18 protein-coding genes are annotated in these 20638 nt (G+C 38.1%); 8 read left to right on the top strand and 10 right to left on the bottom strand.

Annotated elements, in window-relative coordinates; all coding sequences use genetic code 11:
* Positions 1–364 precede the first annotated feature (364 nt).
* The 7 genes from thiI to RE476_RS12785 form a co-directional block, all read right to left on the bottom strand.
* Positions 365–1540 carry a tRNA uracil 4-sulfurtransferase ThiI gene (gene thiI / locus RE476_RS12815; protein ID WP_309308026.1) on the bottom strand — a complete coding sequence of 392 codons (1176 nt, stop codon included), beginning with the start codon at positions 1538–1540 and terminating at the stop codon, positions 365–367.
* An 88-nt stretch (positions 1541–1628) separates the two neighbouring features.
* Positions 1629–1931 carry an acylphosphatase gene (locus tag RE476_RS12810; RefSeq protein WP_309308025.1) on the bottom strand — a complete coding sequence of 101 codons (303 nt, stop codon included), beginning with the start codon at positions 1929–1931 and terminating at the stop codon, positions 1629–1631.
* 23 nt (positions 1932–1954) lie between these two features.
* The gene (locus tag RE476_RS12805) at positions 1955–3865 is read right to left on the bottom strand and encodes a threonine--tRNA ligase (RefSeq protein ID WP_309308024.1); all 1911 of its coding nucleotides are present in this window, start codon (positions 3863–3865) and stop codon (positions 1955–1957) included.
* Positions 3866–3982: 117 nt separating this feature from the next.
* Positions 3983–5062 (bottom strand): AI-2E family transporter, encoded by a 1080-nt coding sequence (locus RE476_RS12800; RefSeq protein WP_309308023.1) that lies wholly within the window; start codon positions 5060–5062, stop codon positions 3983–3985.
* A gap of 91 nt (positions 5063–5153) precedes the next feature.
* Positions 5154–7190, bottom strand: coding sequence for a phosphoadenosine phosphosulfate reductase domain-containing protein (locus RE476_RS12795; RefSeq protein ID WP_309308022.1), 2037 nt, complete (start codon positions 7188–7190; stop codon positions 5154–5156).
* 78 nt (positions 7191–7268) lie between these two features.
* Positions 7269–8639 (bottom strand): NADPH-dependent glutamate synthase, encoded by a 1371-nt coding sequence (gltA, locus tag RE476_RS12790; RefSeq protein ID WP_309308021.1) that lies wholly within the window; start codon positions 8637–8639, stop codon positions 7269–7271.
* Entirely contained in the window at positions 8639–9493 is an 855-nt protein-coding gene (locus tag RE476_RS12785) for a sulfide/dihydroorotate dehydrogenase-like FAD/NAD-binding protein (RefSeq protein ID WP_309308020.1), read from the bottom strand. The genes gltA and RE476_RS12785 overlap by 1 nt, the downstream gene beginning before the upstream one ends.
* A gap of 245 nt (positions 9494–9738) precedes the next feature.
* Here RE476_RS12785 and RE476_RS12780 point away from each other — a divergent pair, with 245 nt between their 5' ends.
* From RE476_RS12780 to RE476_RS12750, 7 genes are all read left to right on the top strand, one after another.
* On the top strand, positions 9739–11106 hold the full coding sequence (locus tag RE476_RS12780) for a mannose-1-phosphate guanylyltransferase/mannose-6-phosphate isomerase (RefSeq protein WP_309309623.1): 1368 nt from the start codon (positions 9739–9741) through the stop codon (positions 11104–11106).
* A 59-nt stretch (positions 11107–11165) separates the two neighbouring features.
* The gene (locus RE476_RS12775) at positions 11166–12131 is read left to right on the top strand and encodes an NAD-dependent epimerase/dehydratase family protein (protein ID WP_309308019.1); all 966 of its coding nucleotides are present in this window, start codon (positions 11166–11168) and stop codon (positions 12129–12131) included.
* Positions 12132–12197: 66 nt separating this feature from the next.
* Positions 12198–13232 (top strand): GDP-mannose 4,6-dehydratase, encoded by a 1035-nt coding sequence (gmd, locus tag RE476_RS12770; RefSeq protein ID WP_309309622.1) that lies wholly within the window; start codon positions 12198–12200, stop codon positions 13230–13232.
* A gap of 110 nt (positions 13233–13342) precedes the next feature.
* Positions 13343–14767, top strand: coding sequence for a flippase (locus RE476_RS12765; RefSeq protein WP_309308018.1), 1425 nt, complete (start codon positions 13343–13345; stop codon positions 14765–14767).
* Positions 14768–14816: 49 nt separating this feature from the next.
* Positions 14817–15620: a DUF268 domain-containing protein gene (locus tag RE476_RS12760; protein WP_309308017.1), complete on the top strand. Its 804-nt coding sequence runs from the start codon at positions 14817–14819 to the stop codon at positions 15618–15620.
* Positions 15621–15847: 227 nt separating this feature from the next.
* Positions 15848–16648, top strand: a complete 801-nt coding sequence (locus tag RE476_RS12755) for a hypothetical protein (protein ID WP_309308016.1) — start codon at positions 15848–15850, stop codon at positions 16646–16648.
* Positions 16649–16670: 22 nt separating this feature from the next.
* On the top strand, positions 16671–17672 hold the full coding sequence (locus RE476_RS12750) for a glycosyltransferase family 2 protein (protein WP_309308015.1): 1002 nt from the start codon (positions 16671–16673) through the stop codon (positions 17670–17672).
* Positions 17673–17768: 96 nt separating this feature from the next.
* Here the strand turns inward: RE476_RS12750 and RE476_RS12745 are convergent, their stop codons facing one another.
* Positions 17769–18641 (bottom strand): glycosyltransferase, encoded by an 873-nt coding sequence (locus RE476_RS12745; RefSeq protein ID WP_309308014.1) that lies wholly within the window; start codon positions 18639–18641, stop codon positions 17769–17771.
* Between the two features lie 313 nt (positions 18642–18954).
* On the opposite strand from RE476_RS12745, the gene RE476_RS12740 reads away from it, so the two are divergent.
* The gene (locus RE476_RS12740; protein ID WP_309308013.1) at positions 18955–19872 is read left to right on the top strand and encodes a glycosyltransferase family 2 protein; all 918 of its coding nucleotides are present in this window, start codon (positions 18955–18957) and stop codon (positions 19870–19872) included.
* 33 nt (positions 19873–19905) lie between these two features.
* Here the strand turns inward: RE476_RS12740 and RE476_RS12735 are convergent, their stop codons facing one another.
* Positions 19906–20376 (bottom strand): FkbM family methyltransferase, encoded by a 471-nt coding sequence (locus RE476_RS12735; RefSeq protein WP_309308012.1) that lies wholly within the window; start codon positions 20374–20376, stop codon positions 19906–19908.
* A gap of 6 nt (positions 20377–20382) precedes the next feature.
* A complete protein-coding gene (locus tag RE476_RS12730) occupies positions 20383–20523 on the bottom strand; it encodes a hypothetical protein (protein WP_309308011.1) in 141 nt (46 codons plus the stop codon).
* Positions 20524–20638 lie beyond the last annotated feature (115 nt).

Here is a 20638-nt window from a genome sequence, read left to right as displayed (position 1 = left end):
CGATATTTATATAAGAGTTACTCTCGGCAGAAAAAGTATTGTTGAAAGGTAATACTGATGAGAAAACAGTAAAAAGGTTTTAGGCGCACGGGAATAATTGAGGGAATGGACGAGAGATAAAGGATGAAATTTGTGCTAAAAATTCACTTTGTTGTGTGTTTGTGCGCCTAATTGTGCATTGTAAACGATTATATATAATAGTTTTGCATCACTCCCAAAAAACATAGAGACTATGAACACATGATAAAATCATAATCATCTTACTCAATATATGGGCAGAACAAATAAATAAAACATGCAAAGTAAATGTATTCTAAATGTGCAAATGAATAATACACAACAAAAAAGATAGATAGAATCCGACTCAGATGGTCAGATCCATAATTCTTGCATTTTCAATTGACTTGCGAACAAGATCATCAATATCGATTTTTTCTTCCTCTGCAATCAGTGAGTCAAAACCAGCTTTTACCTCAGGATGTATCGGGACTGCCTGACAACTTCCAGCAGGCTGGATGGATATGTCAAAAGTACCTATCTTTCTTGCAATATCTATTATCTCATTTTTGTCAAGACCTATCAACGGATGATATATAGGAAGACAAAGACCGTAGATTTCAGCATACATATTAGCTGCCGTCTGGGAAGCTACCTGGCCAAGAGATGAACCGGTAACTATACCTGAAGCATCTTCTTTTTTCATTATTTCAGCAGCTATCCTGTACATGGTACGTTTACAGAGAAGGCATGTTTTGTTCTTAGAACATTTATCTATAAAATTCCCAAGGTTGGAACCGTTTGGAACTTCATATGCCTTGAAAGGATGACTTGGACACCATTCCTGAAGCGCTTTTAGACAATCCATTGTGCGCTTATGGGCAGCGTCTTCATTATAAGGAGAATTATTACAATAAACAGGCACAACCTCCACACCTCTTTTCATCATGAGCCATGTGGAAACCGGAGAATCAATTCCTCCTGAAACAAGAGATATCATTTTACCCTGAGTTCCCAATGGAAGTCCACCTACACCTTCTATTGATTCTGTGAAAACGTATGCCTTGCTCTGGCGCATTTCCACGAATATTTCCCGGTCAGGATTTGATAGGTCCACAGAAGGAGTAATACCTTTTGCCTCCAGCATATTCCATACTGCATCACCACATTTCATGCCAATCTCACGTGATGAAAAACTATGGTTACCTGTGCGTCTGGCCCTGATAGCAAATGACTGGCCCTCAGTAACAAAAGTATCCGCAAGCTTTGCACATAAGTCACCTGCAGACTCAATTGTGGCATCCGTCTCTTGCGCAAAAGAAGCAGACACAACTCCAAAAACATCTGCTGCTGCTTTTGCAGCCCTTATATCTTCGGTTTCGATGAATATTCTTCCCCATTCACGCATTATCCGGGAATAAGGTATACCACGGTGATCCAGCATTGCGGATATATTTTTCACCAGAGTCCTTTCATAAAAGTTACGAACGCCCGTGCTCTTTAAGGCAAGTTCACCATATCTTACAATGATTATGTTTCCCATTGGTAAGAAATCAGCAATAAGACTATTAAAGTTAATCGGAAAAGGCAACTATGACCTTTTATTAATATATAAATAATAGATAGGCAAACTACCGTTTAATGCTGAAATCCTGGAATTCTGAAGCAAAAGAAGACCATGAGATCTCAAGACCATCAACTCTGGCCTGGGCAGGGCCCGTATGCAGAAAAACGATCAGCTCCTGTATGGAGGATTTTTCACCTTCAGCAAAGACCTTAACACTTCCATCCGGCATGTTCTGCGCAAATCCTGTCAGACCCAGTTTTCTTGCATTTTCTACAGTGAATTTACGAAAATAGACTCCCTGCACCCTTCCCCTGACAAGTATTGTTGCAGAGGAACGTTCCTCTGCATTAGATATCTCACCCTGCATACAGGTTAATTTGTATGAAAGGTTTATATGAATTTTGGCCTCTGACTAAGCATTTTTGCCAGACACAGACCTTTATAAGGCATTCCTTGAACCTCAGATGAGATTCTGGCATTTAATTCTTCAGAGGTCATTTCTACCTTCACAGGGCTCTTTGGCTGAGATTCTGCGCGGATGGTTACATTGATCGTACCATTCTCTACCTCACTGTCACCAACAACTACAACATAAGGAATCCATTCACGTCCTGCCTCACGTATTTTCTTACCTACGGTATCGTCCCTGTCATCAATATCAACACGACAGTTAAGTTGCTCAGATACCTTTAAAGCATAATCCATGTGCTTTTCTGCTATAGGTATTACTCTTACCTGAGTAGGAGAAAGCCATAATGGCAAAATAGGAACTCCACCCTCTTCGGCCTTCATTGCTTCTTTTTCAAGCAGGCCATAGATACAGCGCTCAATTGCACCACTTGGGGAGCAGTGAAGGATCACAGGCTTGTTGGCATTTCCATTGGAATCTATATAGTTGATGTCATACCTTTCAGCATTTTCAACATCTATCTGCACAGTTGAAAGCGCACTTGCCTTTGCAAGAGCATCAACGAAATTGAACTCGAATTTAAGTACGAAGTAGAAGAAACGAGTATCCCACATCTCAATAAGTACAGGCTTGTCCACAGTCTTTGCAAGGTTTGTAATGAAATCCTTGTTCTCATTGTAGAAATCCCTGGTAAAACGGATAGCAACTTCAAAGTCGTCAACCTTGATACCAATCTTGTCCAGAACAGAGATGCACATATTGTACTGCTCATCAAACTGGGATATTGCATTGTCCATATCTGCACACAGGCTGTGCATGTCAGGCATTGTGAAAGCACGCAGACGTCTCAGACCCACAAGTTCCCCACGCTGCTCCTTCCTGAAACTGTACCTGGTCATCTCTACCATTTTCAATGGCAGATTCTTGTAGGAAATGGTCATGTCATGGTTCATAAGGAACTGACCAAAGCAGGCGGCGAACCTGAGGAAAAGCTGCCTCTTGTCAGATTCAATAGAATACTGGCGGGCAGGGAACCTGTCAAGATACTTTTTCAGAGTCGGGTGATTCATATCATACATAAGAGGTGTCTCGACCTCCATTGCACCAACTTTTGCAGACTCCTCAAGCACATAGTTCTCCAGCAGTGATTTCATCAGGCGGCCTTTCGGATAATAGCGCATATTACCGGAATCCGATCCCGGTTCATAATCAGCTATTTCCAACCTGCGCATCAGCTCAACATGTGGTGGTGCCTTTTCAACAGCCCTCTTCTTGGAAATCTCATAGTCCACAAACTTTCCGAGATTCTCATGTCCTGTAAAATCAAAGTTAGTTGCATCATGCAAAGTTCCATCCGGAGTTAGGACATGCCAGTATGATTTTGCTGTGCTCTCGGCTTTGAGAGCTTCGGACACCACTTCTTCCTTTACGGGTGCCAGACATGAAGATGATTCTGAACCTGAAGCAACTTCATCAGGAACTATTGAACGTGATAGCTCGGAAAGCGGATGGCCTTTACAGCTTATTTTGAAAGCCTTGTACCATCCGAATGGTGCCCTCTTAACAGTGAATTCCCCGGAAAGTGCTTCTTCTATACCTTTCAGGACAGCAACTCCCGCCTTTGGAGAAGATAGATCAGAACTCAGGTGAGCATACGGATATACCATTATGTTTTCCGCTTTGACCTGTGAAGCCACGTTTTTTATCTCTTCTACAGCTTTTGAGATAGCACCCTCTACGTTGGACTCATCTACTTTTTCCACTGCGATAAATGCAGTAAGAGCTTCTTCGAGTCTGCCTTTTTTAAAGGACTCTTCTATTTTTTCAGCAACCGGGGTGCTCTTTTTCACTTCGTATTCAATATAATCAGAATGGATCAGTAATAATTGCATAAATTCACCTGTAAGATTCTGCTATCTTAATTAGACCAATCGTTAATAACCTTTTTCAAGTCATTAAGGAACAAATAAAGGCCCGGACCCATAAAATGAGTCGCTTTAAATGCCCATTCATTCTGCAACTTCTTTTTCGCAAAAATGAGCATTTTTCTGTGCACAAACCGGCCCGTCATTGCCCGTATAAACCCGGTATGCTGCGATTATCGCACCCAATACAATAGGAGCCATGAAGAAACCTGCAATACCACCTACAAACGCACCACCCATAAATGCCAGGAGTATAAGGAAAGGATGTATCTGGGATTTAATACTTGAAAGGTAAGGACGCAGGAAGAGTTCAGGAGGGCCATAGATGATTATGGATGAAACGACGAAAAACACTACTGCACTTTCAAGACCCATATCCAGATAACGATATAAAGATAAAGCAAGCAGAACCATGTAACCTGCAAACATAGGAATAACGGATGCAACGAATATAAGGGCGGACAGCGCAAGTACATGGCTAAACCCAAATGCATAGAAAACCGCCAGAGAAAGAACACTTGCAATCAATGCCGCTGAAGCATTCCCTATGAAAACACCCTGCAAAATCACATCAAGATGAAATAAGTATCGTATAGCAGTAGGCTTGTATTCAGTTGGAACTATCCGCAATACGGACCTGTAAAGACCATCACCATCTGCAAGTAAAAAGTAACATAAGAATATTGCAACAAGCAGGTTTATAGCGAACATCATCAGATTTTGAGCATACGATATAATTCCAATCTTGCTCAGCAGTTGAAAGAAAGATGTGGAAATATTCCATATCATTTGTTGTACATCGGCAGTGTATCTTGCAGGTATGTCTATAGACCTGAAAAAATCAAATGCTGTATTAATGACATAACCCTGGTTTTCAATTACCCACACCATCTGACGAAGTATTTCAATTACTCCGGAACCGATTATGAATACAACCGGAACAACTATGCACATCGTTGCCACAAGAGCTGCAGTCTTCCTGAATCTTTTCAGTTTCATGAAAATTGGGCGGGCAATATAGGCAAATACAAGGCCAAGAACAATACCGTCAGCAAGGGGGAAGAGTATGTACACGAACAGGACTGACAGGGAGAAAACTGCTATAAGAGAAACTAGTTTCCACTTACTATCGATTATACGCGAAAGCCCATCCTGATTTATCATAACAATTTATATCCTTCAAATATTCTTTTCCTTGATTTATATAATATATGAACCTATTAATAATTCACTGTGAAAGGATTGCACACCTGAATCAGGATAATTTATCCGCATATTTGAGCACTACACATGAATCCGTGCATTTACCACACCTGATACAACTATCATTTATCTGTGCATAACCATCTTTTATAGCAATAGCATTCACCGGACAGACTTTAAGGCATATTCCACAGCCCGTACACCTGTGAGCTTTCAATAACTGGCGCGATACTTCCCTGAAAAGAGAATCTGCAGCAGCCTTATTTTCAGAATTTACCACAAGGCTCCCGGATGAGAATATCTTCACCGCGGATGAATCAGTCCGTACCATCAGAAGACCAAGTTCTTCTGAAAAAACTGTTTTTCCGATGATGTTCATTACATCCGAAGTTCTTTTCATGGAAAAACCATGTATCGAAGCTTCAATACTATAACCACCAGCCTTACATGGAGATATTCCTGAAGTGATATTGATAGTGAATGATGAGTCACTAACACTTGCAGATGGAGATATTCCCATTTCCTCACAGAGTTTTAGCATCTTGGGAGGGAGTTCTTTCCACCTCCATAAGCCATGCTCTATGAATTTATCGGACAGTCCATTCTTTTCTGCCCACTGCATAAGGAACGATTCCCACCGTTCATGTAATTGAGGATGCAGGACCTTAAGGCGCTTGTATTCTGCTGAAAGGGCTGCAGGACACAGGTAGCATCCTACCCTTTCAAATCCAAGGTCATAAAGCGGATTATAGTCAAGCTTCCTCCAATAGATGTACAACCAGACCTCTATTGCCTTCCAGTCTTTTATGGGAAAAATATTGAGCTGGCCGGGAACAAATGGATTCTTTTCACTTGTGGAAATATTGGCCCTGGAAAAAGACTCGTATCTTCTTTTACCATCCACAGTTATGCATGTGGGAGCCTTCTCAAGACATTCCTCTATGGCTGCATTTGCAGGAGCAAGTTTGCATATCTTACAACACCATCGGAAATCCTTTGCAGGAGGACCGAATGAATCCACATTTTCCCAGAAATCAGACACTGCCTTCTTTTCGATCAATTTGATGTTGCTATCCCAACAATAATTGTGAGCAAATTTCACAGTTTCAGGGAATTCAATACCAGTATTCAGGAAAAAAGCCTGGACTTCCCTGTTCTTAAGTGCACTCAGAGTCAGGTCAAGCACCACAAGACTATCCTTTCCGCCACTGAAGGATACATTGACAGGCAGGTCTTTGTAATCTTTCTGACTGGCAATGCCCTTTATTGTATTCATGGCATTCTTTCCAATAAGACGTATGTGAGATACATTTGCAGCTATCACATCATCCATTGTGGAATTTTTAGGATTCAATGAAACCTGCTGAGAATCTATCTTTCGAACCCTTATCACAGGACCATCTGCAGAAGGTGCATCCTTTGCATCGCAGTATGCTACACCAAATCCTGTTAGGTTGCTTGACCTTACAAGAATGATATCATTCGACCGGACATCGGAAGAAACAGATTCTACAAGGTCATAATTCACCTTTTTACCATTGAGATGTCTGGAATTCTTTTTCAGGACTACGGTTTTCTGATTGGTATACACCTGAAGGATGTGTGCTCCTGAAACTGATGGCTCGAAAACGTAGTCCATTCTTTGCATATCAAAACGGAGCGTGCCAAAGAACAGACCATCGACTATGACCTCATCGTTCTTATCGTCTCCTGGTATTTTATTCAGTAGAACGACCCTCTCAGCCAATGGGTCATAGGCAAAGGAAGATAAAAGCAGATCATGGAGAACACTTCGTTCATACGGAGAACAGAATCTCACATCTGCCGGCTGTGACAGATCAATCTTATTGCCTTCTTTTCCACAAGTATTACAGCCTTTTTCGATCAGGGGAACATTACAATCCATACACCAGAAGATGTAATCCTTCTCGTTACTTGCATATCTCTGAGCCGGCTTTTTTTGAGCAGGATCTCTCTTTGGTATTTTACTATCAAGAGCTTTGTTTACTCTGGAAGAAGAATTTACACTCTTGAGGGGTGAGGTTTTGGATTTATCCGAAAAAGACCTGCCTTTTTTCATTGATACCATTAAGCATACACCAGCTTAAAAAGATGTTCAGAAAAAGAAGAGAAAAGAAAGTGATCCGGACAAAGCCGGATTACAAGATCAGTTAGTAAGATACTCATTTATTGCCTGTGCAGCGATCTTGCCTGCGCCCATGGCACTGATAACTGTTGCAGCACCTGTCACAGCATCCCCACCGGCATAGACATTATCAAGGGATGTCTTTCCGGAATCATCAACTATGATGGTTCCCCTTGAATTGGTTTCCAGACCGGTTGAGCCTGAGAATATCATAGGGTTAGGTGAAGTACCTATGGCTATAATGACAATATCAGCATCAACTACGTGCTCGGAACCTTCCATAGGAACCGGACTTCTGCGTCCTGATTCATCCGGCTCTCCAAGCTCCATCCTGATGCATTCCACGCCATTTACTGTCATGTTCTCGCCTTCGAGAATACGAACAGGATTGGTGAGAAGCCTGAATACAATACCTTCCTCCTTTGCATTCTCTACCTCTTCTTTCCTTGCAGGGAGTTCTTCCTCGCTACGACGGTAGACTATACTGACCTCATCTGCACCAAGGCGAAGTGCACTGCGTGCGGCATCCATTGCAACGTTACCGCCACCGACCACAACGACCTTCTTACCTCTCTTGATAGGAGTGTCATAATTAGGGAACTGGTAAGCCTTCATCAGGTTAACCCTTGTGAGGAACTCGTTCGCGGAGTAAACACCGTTGAGGTTCTCGCCTTCAATGCCCATGAACTTTGGCAGTCCTGCACCAGTCCCAAGGAAAACAGCATCGAAATCTTTCCCAAGCTCATCGAGTGTCTTTATTTTCCCAATAACATAACCAACCTTCACATCAACACCAAGCTGTTTGATGTACTCTACTTCTTCTTTTACTATTGCCTTTGGAAGTCTGAATTCAGGAATTCCATAGGTAAGTACACCACCGGTATCGTGGAGTGATTCGAATATTGTTACAGCATGGCCTGCTTTTGCAATGTCTGCTGCTGCCGTAAGACCTGCAGGTCCGGCACCGATTACTGCAACCTTCTTGCCTGTGGACTCCGGACGCACAGGAGGAGTTACACCTCTTTTCCTTTCATGGTCCGCACAGAAACGCTCAAGCCTTCCAATAGCAACAGGTTCTCCCTTCTTTGCCAGTACGCACAATTCCTCACATTGTACTTCTTGGGGGCAGACACGACCACATACAGCAGGAAGTGCATTTGTAAGCTTTATTTTATCGATAGCACCGTCAAAGTCTCCTTCCTTTATACGGGAAATGAAACCAGGGATATCGACATTCACAGGACATCCTTCAACACACTTTGGATTCCTGCATTCCAGACACCTTGAAGCTTCAGCAAGTGCCTGCTCATTAGAATAACCAAGTGCTACCTCATCAAAATTGTGTGCTCTCTCTTTTGGATCCTGGTGAGGCATTGCCTGTCTTTCTACCATCAGTTCTCACCCCTGCAGGTGCATTTGTGATTGTTATTGTGGTTCTCAAGGCACTTTGATTCCTCATCCCTGTACAGGGCAAGGCGGCTCATTAGGAGATTGAAATCAACTTTATGAGCATCGAATTCCGGGCCGTCAACACATGCAAACTTTGTCTCGCCACCAACAGAGACCCTGCATCCGCCACACATGCCGGTGCCGTCTATCATTATAGGATTGAGGCTTACAAGTGTCTCCACACCATAAGGTTCCAGCATACCTGCTGCAACCTTCATAAGAATAGGAGGACCTATGACAACTACCCTTGCAACCTTCTCACCACTGTCAAGTATGTTCTTTACAACATCTGTGACAAAGCCATGGTGACCTTTGGAACCGTCATCCGTTGCAACATGAAGTTCATCTGAAGCTGTTCTCATCTCATCTTCAAGGATAAGAAGACTCTCGTTCCTTGCACCAATAACGGATATTACTTTGTTCCCTGCTTCCCGATATGCCCTGACCTGTGGATATACAGGAGCAATTCCAACTCCGCCGCCCACAAGGATAACTGTACCGAGTTCCCTTACATCAGCAGGTGTTCCAAGGGGACCGACAAAGTCCTGAAGCTGGTCTGAAGAAGTCATTTTTGCAAGCTGCTTTGTAGTTTTGCCCATTTCCTGGAAGATTATTGTGATGGTACCTTCAGTTGCATCAAAATCAGCAATTGTCAGTGGTATCCGCTCACTTGTTTCATCAATACGTAATATAATGAACTGGCCTGCTTTTGCGGCTTTGGCAACGTCTGGTGCCAGGATCTTCATCAGGTGCACTGAGGGTGCAATTTCTTTTTTCTCGATAATTTTGTATGGCATGTGATCACATTATAGAAGTAGATAGGGATGGTTAGATTTTGGGGGTATGATTGAGTTAATAGTACTTAAGAATTGAGATGGAGATAATATTAAGATGAAATACCTGAATTGGGAACATTTTCTGATAAATAAGAAGGATACTATTATAGTGTGTTATAAATAAAATACAATTCGTTTATATATTTGTATGTTCATTAATACACACAAACATATGAAACTCTAAATACCTAAGTGGAGGCATTTTTATCAAATCCATCATACTTGCCGGTGGCTCTGGCACACGCCTATGGCCCCTAAGCCGGGAAAAATATCCAAAGCAATTCTTGAAACTAACTGACAAATCTCTATTTCAGGACACTGTCCTTAGATGTCTGGAGGTTTCAGATATCTCTGAAATATTTGTAGTGACGAACGAATCACAAAAATTCTTTGTTATTGGACAAATTGAAGAGCTTGGGTATGAGATTCCACTTGACAATGTACTGCTGGAGCCAATTGGCAAGAATACACTCCCTGCAATTGTTTATGGAATGTCCAGGATTGAGAGCGAATTTGGAAAATCTGTAGTCGGAATATTTTCCTCAGATCATATACTTGATAAAAATGCAATGGAAACCATCAGAAAAACTGAAGAACTCGCTTATGAGTACCTGCTTACATTCGGAATTGCACCCACTTCACCCCATACAGGTTATGGATACATTAAACCAACAGATTCAATTGGAATTGGATTTAAAGTTTCGGAATTCAAGGAAAAGCCAGATACCTCCACGGCAAGAAAATATATTGAAGATGGATGCCTCTGGAATAGTGGAATGTTCCTTTTCGACACAGATGTTTTTTTTGAAGAACTTGAAAGACATGAACCAGACATCTCTGCTGCCTTTGCAAGTTCTGAGAACATAAAAGATATTTATAATAAAATTCCCTCTGTCTCCATAGACTACGGAATCATGGAAAAATCAGACCGTGTTGCAGTTGTGAAAATTCAAGAAAGATGGAGTGATCTTGGTAACTTCAATGCTATCTATGAAGAGTTTGAGAAAGATGAAAACAATAATATTGTGAACAACTGCGATGATGTTCTTATCGATTCATCGGGAAATCTGATCTACTCAAAAGCTGATAAGATAGTATCACTTATTGATATTAATGACATGATTGTCGTGGATACTCCGGATGCGTTACTTGTGTGTCCTAAAAGTAGTAGCCAGAAAGTAAAGGATGTTGTATCCTCTCTCAAAAGTATTAATGATGAACGTGCAGAACTGCACCAGACCGTGTACAGGCCTTGGGGATCTTATACCATACTGGAAAATTCACAAAGACATAAAATCAAGAACATAATTGTTCTGCCACAAAAGAAGTTGAGTTTGCAACTGCATCATCATCGAAGTGAACATTGGGTGGTTGTAAAGGGAATGGCATGTGTTCAGGTTGATGGAGAACAGTATTTTTTAAGAGAAGGAGAAAGTACATTCATCAAAGCTGGAATGAAACACAGGCTTTCTAATCCGGGTAAGTTACCTCTTGAAATCATAGAGGTACAGTTAGGAGAGTATGTGGAAGAGGATGATATTATAAGGTTTGATGATGATTATGGGAGAGAATAGAAGACTTCATCCTCTCTTATAATTTGATTTATATGATATCAAGAACGTAAAAGGTTAAAATGAAAGTCGAATCAATACTTAAGAACAAAAAAATACTTGTCACTGGTGGTGCAGGATTCATCGGTAGCCATATTGTTGACATATTGATGAAAGAAGACTGCAAAGTCATAGTTTTTGATAACTTAAGTTCGGGACACATGAAGTTTATTAAACATCACACAGGAAATCCCAATTATGAGTTCAGAAATGGGGATTTGCTTGCAACCGATGAAATAAACATGGCATGTGATGGCATTGATTTTGTATTTCATGTAGCAGCAAATCCTGATGTAAAGTTAGGAGCATTTGACACAAAAGTACACTTTGACCAGAACATCACAGCAACGTATAATCTGCTTGAAGCAATGCGCAAGAACAAGGTAACAAACATTGCTTTCACATCCACATCAACAGTTTACGGTGAAGCAGACATAGTGCCCACTCCGGAGAACTACGGTCCATTAATGCCAATATCGCTTTATGGTGCATCAAAGCTTGCATGTGAAGCACTCATTACATCTTATTCACATACATTCGATATGAAATCGTGGATATTCAGGTTTGCGAATATCATTGGTGAACGAAGCACACATGGAATCATTGTGGATTTTATCCAAAAACTCAGGGACAATCCACATCAACTTGAGATACTTGGTGATGGTAGACAATCTAAATCATACCTTCATGTAAGTGAATGTATCAAAGCAATAATATTCGCTATAAATAATAGCAATGAAGCAGTCAATATATTTAATGTAGGTTCTGAAGATACAATAAATGCTACTGAGATTGGTGAAATTATTGTTGAAGAAATGGGACTTGAAAATATTGATATCACATACACTGGTGGAAAGCGAGGATGGAAAGGGGATGTTCCACGAATGCTTCTTGGAATTGATAGATTGAAATTTGCAGGATGGAAACCTGAATATTCATCAAAGAGAAGTGTCAAAGAAACCGCACATTCATTAATCAATCAAATTTGAATTTTTGTGAACTAACAGTATACTTCAATAAATAATAAATATGCGTTTACTTTCGGAATGATAATGATGGCAAAAACTGCTCTAATAACCGGCATCACTGGCCAAGATGGTGCATATCTTGCAGAGTTCCTGCTTAACAAGGGATACATCGTGCATGGAATCAAACGAAGATCATCTTCATTCAATACCGCACGTATAGACCACCTTTATAAAGATCCTCATGAGAGAAACGTGAACTTTTTCATGCACTATGGAGACCTGACAGACTCCACAAATCTGATTAGAATCATACAGGAAACACAACCAGATGAGATTTATAACCTTGCAGCTCAGAGTCACGTGCAGGTTTCTTTTGATACACCTGAATACACAGCAAACTCTGATGCACTGGGAACCCTGCGGATTCTGGAAGCCATACGCATCCTTGGCATGGAGAAGAAGACAAAATTCTACCAAGCTTCGACAAGTGAACTATATGGAAAGGTTCAGGAGATACCGCAAAGTGAAACGACTCCATTTTACCCAAGGAGCCCTTATGCTGCAGCAAAGCTATATGCATACTGGATCACAGTGAATTATCGTGAAGCTTACAATATGTTCGCTTGCAATGGTATCCTTTTCAATCATGAATCGCCCATTCGTGGAGAGACCTTTGTAACAAGAAAAATTACAATGGCTGTGGCCAAGATCAAGAAAGGACTTCAGGATAAATTGTACCTCGGCAACCTTGATGCAAAAAGGGACTGGGGATTTGCAGGAGATTATGTTGAAGCCATGTGGTTGATGCTTCAGCAGGATGAACCTGATGATTATGTGATTGCTACTGGTGAGACACACTCTGTAAGGGAGTTTGTAGAACTTGCGTTTAGAGAGATTGGAGTGGAAATTGAGTGGCGGGGTGAAGGAGTGGATGAGGTAGGAGTGGATATAAATAATGACAATGTGTTGATTGAGATAGATTCACGATATTATAGACCTACTGAGGTAGATATACTGATTGGTAATCCAACCAAAGCTAGGGAGATATTGGGATGGCAATCCAGTGTTGGAATTAAAGCCTTGGTAAAAATGATGGTTGAAGAAGACTTGAAGAATACATGATAGGTATTATCTTCCTGATATGAAATGTATCAGTATTCATTAAAATTGTGGACAAATCCAGATTTTCAGCAAATATCATGTCCAAAATAAAAGCTATATTCTCCCACATTATGAGCATTGAACCAGTACAACGCCAGAGTATTATATCATTTCTCTGGAAGATTACAGTGACAGTCGTTGGTTTCTTCAGTACAATGTACTTTGCTCATACTGTTGGTGCAGATGTTTTGGGAGCATATTTTCTATTTACGGCATATTTAGGTATAATCAATCTTGTAACTGACGGAGGATTTGGTGGGGCGGCCATCAAGCGAATTAGCGAAGGGGAAGAACAGAATGAGTATTTCAGTGCATTTTTTGTATTACGGTCATCCTTTGTTACTATAACTATTCTATGTTTGATAGCATTTAGGGACTATTTTGTGGATCTCAACAGTACTGGTGTATTCAAGTGGTTGCTCGTAGCAATAATTATTTCCTTGATATATGGCACTGTGCACAATATGATAGCTGGTCTTAGAAAAATTGGAATTCAGGCAACATGTGGTTTCATTAATGAAATTACTCGCATTATTGTGCAAGTCATAGCAGTGTTTTTGGGTTACGGTGTTGCAGGCCTTGTAGGAGGATTCATTGCAGGGATGATTATTACCATCATTATCGAGATAAGATTCTTTGACCTACAATTTGTCCGTTTTGGATGGTATCACATAAAAAGCCTATCCAAATTTTCTTTCTGGCTGTTTTTGACCACAGGTGGAGTGATGATCTATTCATACGCTGACACAATCATGATAGGATATTATATGAATAACTCAGATGTAGGAGTGTATAGGATTGCAATACAATTCGCATCTATCGCAGCAATGGCTGCAATCTCAATGCAAACTACCTTATGGCCAAATGTCAGCCACTGGAGTAAAATAGGAGATTTTAAACGAATAGAAACATCCCTATCAAAAGCAGTCACTTACTCGCTGCTTCTAGCTACTCCAATATGCGTAGGAGGTATACTGCTTGGTGATAATTTGCTGTATTACTTCTACGGTACCGATTTTGTAAAAGGTTACTCGGTACTTGTTGTATTTTTAATTACCCAGATTATCAACACATTCCAACTATTCATTCTCACCTATCTTGGCGCGATGGACATGCAGAAGGAGGCTTTCAAAGTAACATCTGTAGCTACGACCGCAAACATTGTGCTAAATGCATTATTAATACCTTTAATTGGCATTACAGGAGCTGCAATAGCTACGTTTGTGACCCTATCTTTGAATGCACTTCTTGCACGACAAGTCTTGGCAAGGGTCATTAGAGTAACATTGGAGTATAAAAGCTTATTGAGTATTCTGAAGGCAACCTTTGTGATGGGAATCTTTATAGAGGGGTATCGAATTATCGTAACACTGTCTACTATATGGACAACACTTGTTTCAGTAGTGCTGGGAATTGGGATTTATGGGGTTTTAGTCTTGAAATTTGATAGGAATATTTATGAACAAGTGAAGGGAATTATGATGAATTTAATTTAGTGCAGACAAAGTAGATTAAAAACACATAATAAAGAACCTTAGAGGAACAATGAAAGCTAATTGGATTGATAGCCATGATTTTTTAGATAGATACAAAGAGAAATTTAGCAAAATATACCCCGTTGTCTTTCTCTATCAATCAACAAAGAAAATCATTTTATTAGAAAAATTCAAACGAGATTTTAATGATTTTAAACATATATCGTCTCAAACAGAATCCAGATTTTCTATAAAATGGAGCGAACGCTATCCATGTTTAAATGATGCTACAACAGGCACAGATTTTGATAGACACTATATATTTCATACAGCATGGGCTGCAAGAATATTGTCACGAAATAAACCTGCTGAACATGTAGATATTTCATCAAGTTTGTATTTTGTGTCTATAGTTTCTGCATTCATTAAAATTAAATTTTATGATTATCGTCCAGCAAACTTAAATTTAAGTAATCTGGAATCAGAACATGCCGATTTAACATCACTTCCTTTTTTAGATGAGAGTATCTCATCGCTATCTTGTATGCATGTGATAGAACATGTAGGACTTGGAAGATATGGAGATCCTATAAGACCAGATGGCGATCTAAAAGCTATTAGAGAAATTAAAAGAGTATTGTCACAAGGAGCTGATTTGATTTTTGTGATACCAATAGGCAAACCAAAAATTATGTTTAATGCCCATCGCATATATTCCTATAAGCAAATAATTAACTATTTCAAGAGTTTTGAATTAAAGGAATTTGCTTTAATTCCTGACAATCCTAAAGATGGGGGATTGGTATTGAATGCCACCGAAGAAATGGCGGATGAACAAAATTATGGATGCGGATGCTTTTGGTTTAAAAAGTAAGTAAATAGTGAGAATAAATGAATATTTTAGAAATTCTTAGGATTAGGCTCAGAATGATATTTTCAACGTTATTTGAACAGTTATTAAAGCTTCTTAACATGATATTGTTGCAATTTCATTTAGTTGTTATGAAAAAAGAGAATTGCATATCCAACAAATTAATTGATGTTTATACTACAGCATACAATAAAAATTGTGATCATCTAACTGAATGTGTGATCTTTTCCATGGACAGAGCACTCCAACTGCATGCATTGCTTTCGTCTTACATTGAAAAAATTAATGAGCCTGTGCCAGTACATATTTTATATAGAACTACATCAAGTGCTCATCAAAAAGCATATAATGAAGTTTTTTCGCTTTTTGAAGGCTATCCAATTTCTGCTATACATCAGAAAAGTAAAGATTCATTTAAAAGTGAACTCATAACAATTCTTAAGTCTATAAATGCAGAAAAAGTATTTTTTTTGGTAGATGATATTGTATTTACAGAAAACATTGATGTTTTTGATTTTACAAAATTTGATGGACGCACCACGGTCTTTTCCCTTCGCATGGGTGCAAATTTGAAGCGAGCCTATACGATACAGAAAGATCAAAAATTACCGAATTTTATTCCAGATATAATTTCTGATAAGGACAAACTTTCTTGGATATGGGAAGAGGAGGAATTTGATTGGGCTTATCCTTTATCTGTTGATGGGCATCTATTCTTAACACGTGAAATTACTGTTCTTGCAGAAAATACAAAATTTAATTCTCCCAATACATTTGAAGGAAAATTGCAGCACTACATACAATATTTTGAGAAGCGGGTTGGTATTTGCTACAATAAATCAAAAATAATCAACATACCTATAAATAAAGTTCAAAAAGATAATGATAACATTCATGGAACAATTCACCAAGATTACTTGTTAAATCAGTGGAATAATGGAATGCAAATAAACTATCGTGAGCTTTATGGTACTATAAACAAAAGTGCACACCAAGAAATAGAGATTTCACTTATCAAACGAAGTGATTAAAATAAAGTAAGGATTGATTTATTTGGATAATCCTAAAGTATCGGTAATAATGCCTGTATATAATGCAGAAGAATATGTGAGAAGTGCTATTGAAAGTATCCTGAATCAGTCATTTACAAATTTTGAACTGTTAATAGTAATCGATGATGGTTCAAAGGACAGTAGTAGAATAATTATTGAATCATACAGTGATTCAAGAATAAAACTACTGGATAATAAAGAAAACTGTGGTTTGGTAAAAGTAAGGAATAGAGGTATTAATGAAGCAAATGGTGAATACATCGCATGGTTAGATGCTGATGATCTAAGTCATCCACTCCGATTAGAAAAACAAGTTAAAGTACTAGATAATAAACCTGATATTGGAATTTGTGGCACATGGCTGAAAACCATTGGAACAAAAAAGAGTCATAAATGGCGTCATCCCACAAATCCTAATTTTGCGCATAGCTTAATGCTTTTTAATAATCCGGTAGCAACATCATCAGTTATGCTTCGGAAAGAATTGTTGATAGAACATAATCAATATTTTAATTTAAATTATGCGGAAGATTATGACTTATGGGAGCGTCTTTCTTTTTATTGCAAAATTACAAACATACCAAAGATATTGACATATTATCGACTACATGAGAATCAAACTTCTAAACTAAATGAACTTTCTCTTAAATCATCAGCTTGGAGCATATACGAAAGACAAATTAAACGACTGGGTATAATATATTCAGATGATGAAAAGTTAATTCATCAAAAGTTAGGAGCTTGGGCTTTCGACGAGTCAATAGACTTTCTAACACTTACTAATAAATGGCTTTTAAAGCTTCAAAGTGCGAATTCTGAAAAACAGATTTATCCTGAACCAGAATTTTCGTGTGTTCTTGCTGAAAGATGGTTCTTTGCGTGTAGAGCAGTTAGTAAGTTAGGACTAACTACTTTTTTGATGTATTGGAGCTCCCCCCTCAGGAAATATTGTGAATTTTATAAATATATATATCTTTTTGGCAAATGTCTAGTGAAAAGATGAGTATAAATCATGTATAATGGAGATGATTCTGCTTTTTAATCATGTAACATTCGATTGCAAGACAATTCTATTTATATGATTAACTAAATCTGCAGATTACTTCCTAGTAATATCTTTTTTAGCTTTCATTTTAATTTTATTCCATCCTTTTGCAAAATAAATCATAATCTCATCATCATTTGTTTGCCCATTTTTGGTAACATAACTTTTAAAATATCCATAGATATAAGCAAAACCTTGATAAAAAGGAGGGTTCTTTGCAATGTATAAACCTGAAAGAAAAGCAGCAAATGGATGAAAATTCAAATAATATCTTCCTTCACCCATCTTTTTATAACCATTCCACAAGCCACGCGTAGATGAAGACTTTCTGTTATGTAATGCCCCAGCTTTTTTTGTCCTTGTTAAATTCCATCCTCTGTTCATTGCCTTTATATCTGAAACGGTATCAGGAGATGGCAGTTCCGAAAATCCGCCTATATCTTCAAAACAAAATCTACGATATAACCTTGCTCCTCCTCTTGGACAATCTGAATTATCTTCTGGAACTGTACCTTTTTTGGTTTTTATATATAACGTTCCACTTGTAATTCCCACTGTTGGATCTTCATTTAGCCCCTCTATTAAATATTCAAAATAAGTATTACTAAGAACAATGTCTGCATCTAAAATGCCAAGAAAGTCGTAATTTATATTTTCACTCTCTGCAATTTTCTGTGCATGGGTAAATCCATGTTTGACTACACGACCATATCCTAGCCAATCATATTCAGAACTATCAATTAATTTAGTATATTTTATCCATTGATGTTTTTTACATGCAGCATTAATTAGTATTGATGTTTTATCTTGGCTGTTATCATCAACAATCACCCATAAGATTGGTTGAATTGTTTGACTTAAAACAGATTCAATCAGTTGAGGTAGATGTTCCTCTTCATTTTTAGCAGGAGTTACTAAAATATACATAATATAAACCCATGTTTTTTGTTCGAAAAACAGTTCGAAATATATATATTTGAGCGAAATATTAAGTCATAGAATGAGCTTATTATTTCCAAATTTCATGGCATTTTAGTCTGATTTTTGACTTAACCAAATACGATATGATTTTTAATCAATTCGATTTCAGTTTCTGAATGTTAGCCAATTTATTTATCTTAGCAAGGTTAATCCTTCTTTACCATATAAAGGTTCTCCATATCTTATTTCTATTGGGTCAAGTAGTAATAGCATAATACATATAAAACTATTAACCAATATAACCTAGCAGGAATTTAATATGAAACTTGCTCCAATAGCTTTATTTGTATACAACCGACCCGAACATACTCGAAAGACACTTGAGAGTTTAATAAATAACACCGAATTCATAGATAGTTCATGTTACATCTTTTGTGATGGAGCAAAAAATGAAAAAGACAAAGATTCCGTTCAAACTAATCGTGAACTGATTCACTCGTACAAACTTGAGAATGTAATAATCATCGAAAATAAACACAATAAAGGCTTGGCAAAATCACTTGTTGATGGAATAAATTATGTATTCCAGGAACATGACCGAATAATTGTTCTGGAGGATGATTGTGTTCCTTCTCCAGATTTTCTTCATTTCATGAACACATGTCTTTCTGAATATGAATCTGATGAAAGAATCATGAATGTGAGTGCATATTCTCCTCCGATAGAAATACCTGAGGATTATCCTTATGACATCTATTTTTCTTATCGATTTTCATCATGGGGTTGGGGTACTTGGAAAAGGGCATGGGACCATTATTCTAATGACCCAAAAATACTGGAAAAAATCGAAACTTCAAACATAATCAAGAAAAAACTGGATAGATCAGGCTTAGACCTATACCCTATGTTGAAAAGACAGATCAATGGAAAACTCAACTCATGGGCCATCTTCTGGGCAATCAATATAATAATGAATGATGGATTGTCAATTAATCCTGTAAAGTCCAGAATAATGAATATCGGACATGATGGAAGTGGAACTCATTGTTCATCTAACAGGAGATATGATGTGAAGATAAATAAAGAAATAAAATGCAAACTATCATTCCCGAAAGAAACAGAACCTGACGATAGAATAATAAAATCAAATTACGATTTTCGAGCAGGCTCCCTGTCCAAGAGAATATTATACATGTGTTACCATAAAATCAATGAATTCATTGATTTCAATCTATAATGAATTATTAATGAACAACAGTATTCAAAGAAACTATTGCCTTATAAATGAAAATTCTTGATTGTTGCCTGATATAGAAGTAATTTGATACGAACAATCCATTAATTTATTGACTGTTTCAATGGTATTATTTATAGTGAAAGGTTCAAAACGGTGATGGAATTCGATTAACAATTGTTCAGGATAAATCTTGTTATCAAGCATATATGCTACTACGTCATATTCAGAGCCCTCAATATCCATCTTCAGGATATCTATTTTTTTGTGGCCCAGTTCATTCATAATAGCATCGATTGTTTTTACCTTTACTTTTATGTATTTGGAGGAATTATTATCATTCTCAACCAAAGAATGCGATACATGCTCCGGATTCTTTGGAGAATAAAAACTCATAAAGCCGTTTGATGAAGCAACACCTATTGGATGAAGAACAAAATTATTGACGCCTTTCTTTTCAACAAAATCAATTGCTTTGGGAGTAGGATCGAATCCATGAATTGTCAAATTATATTAATCAATTAGAGCCTCATCCCATGAAATATCTTCCCCGATACCAAAAGAATAAACTACACTTTGTTCACCAACGTTTTCAGGACAGAATGCCCATCCTCCATATTCCGAACCCAAACGTTCGATGTGACAATTATCCAAGTTGGTCTTGTAATTACGAAATTTCAATAATTCTTGTATTTTTAGAGATATTTTTCTTAGTACTGACGCCATTTTGTATTCCCATATAACATAGATTATATTTATTTTAAAATTA

The organism is Methanolobus mangrovi (assembly GCF_031312535.1).
GTDB lineage: Archaea > Halobacteriota > Methanosarcinia > Methanosarcinales > Methanosarcinaceae > Methanolobus > Methanolobus mangrovi.
Note: the sequence above shows the minus strand (reverse complement) of the source record. Positions and strands in the feature narration are given on the sequence as shown.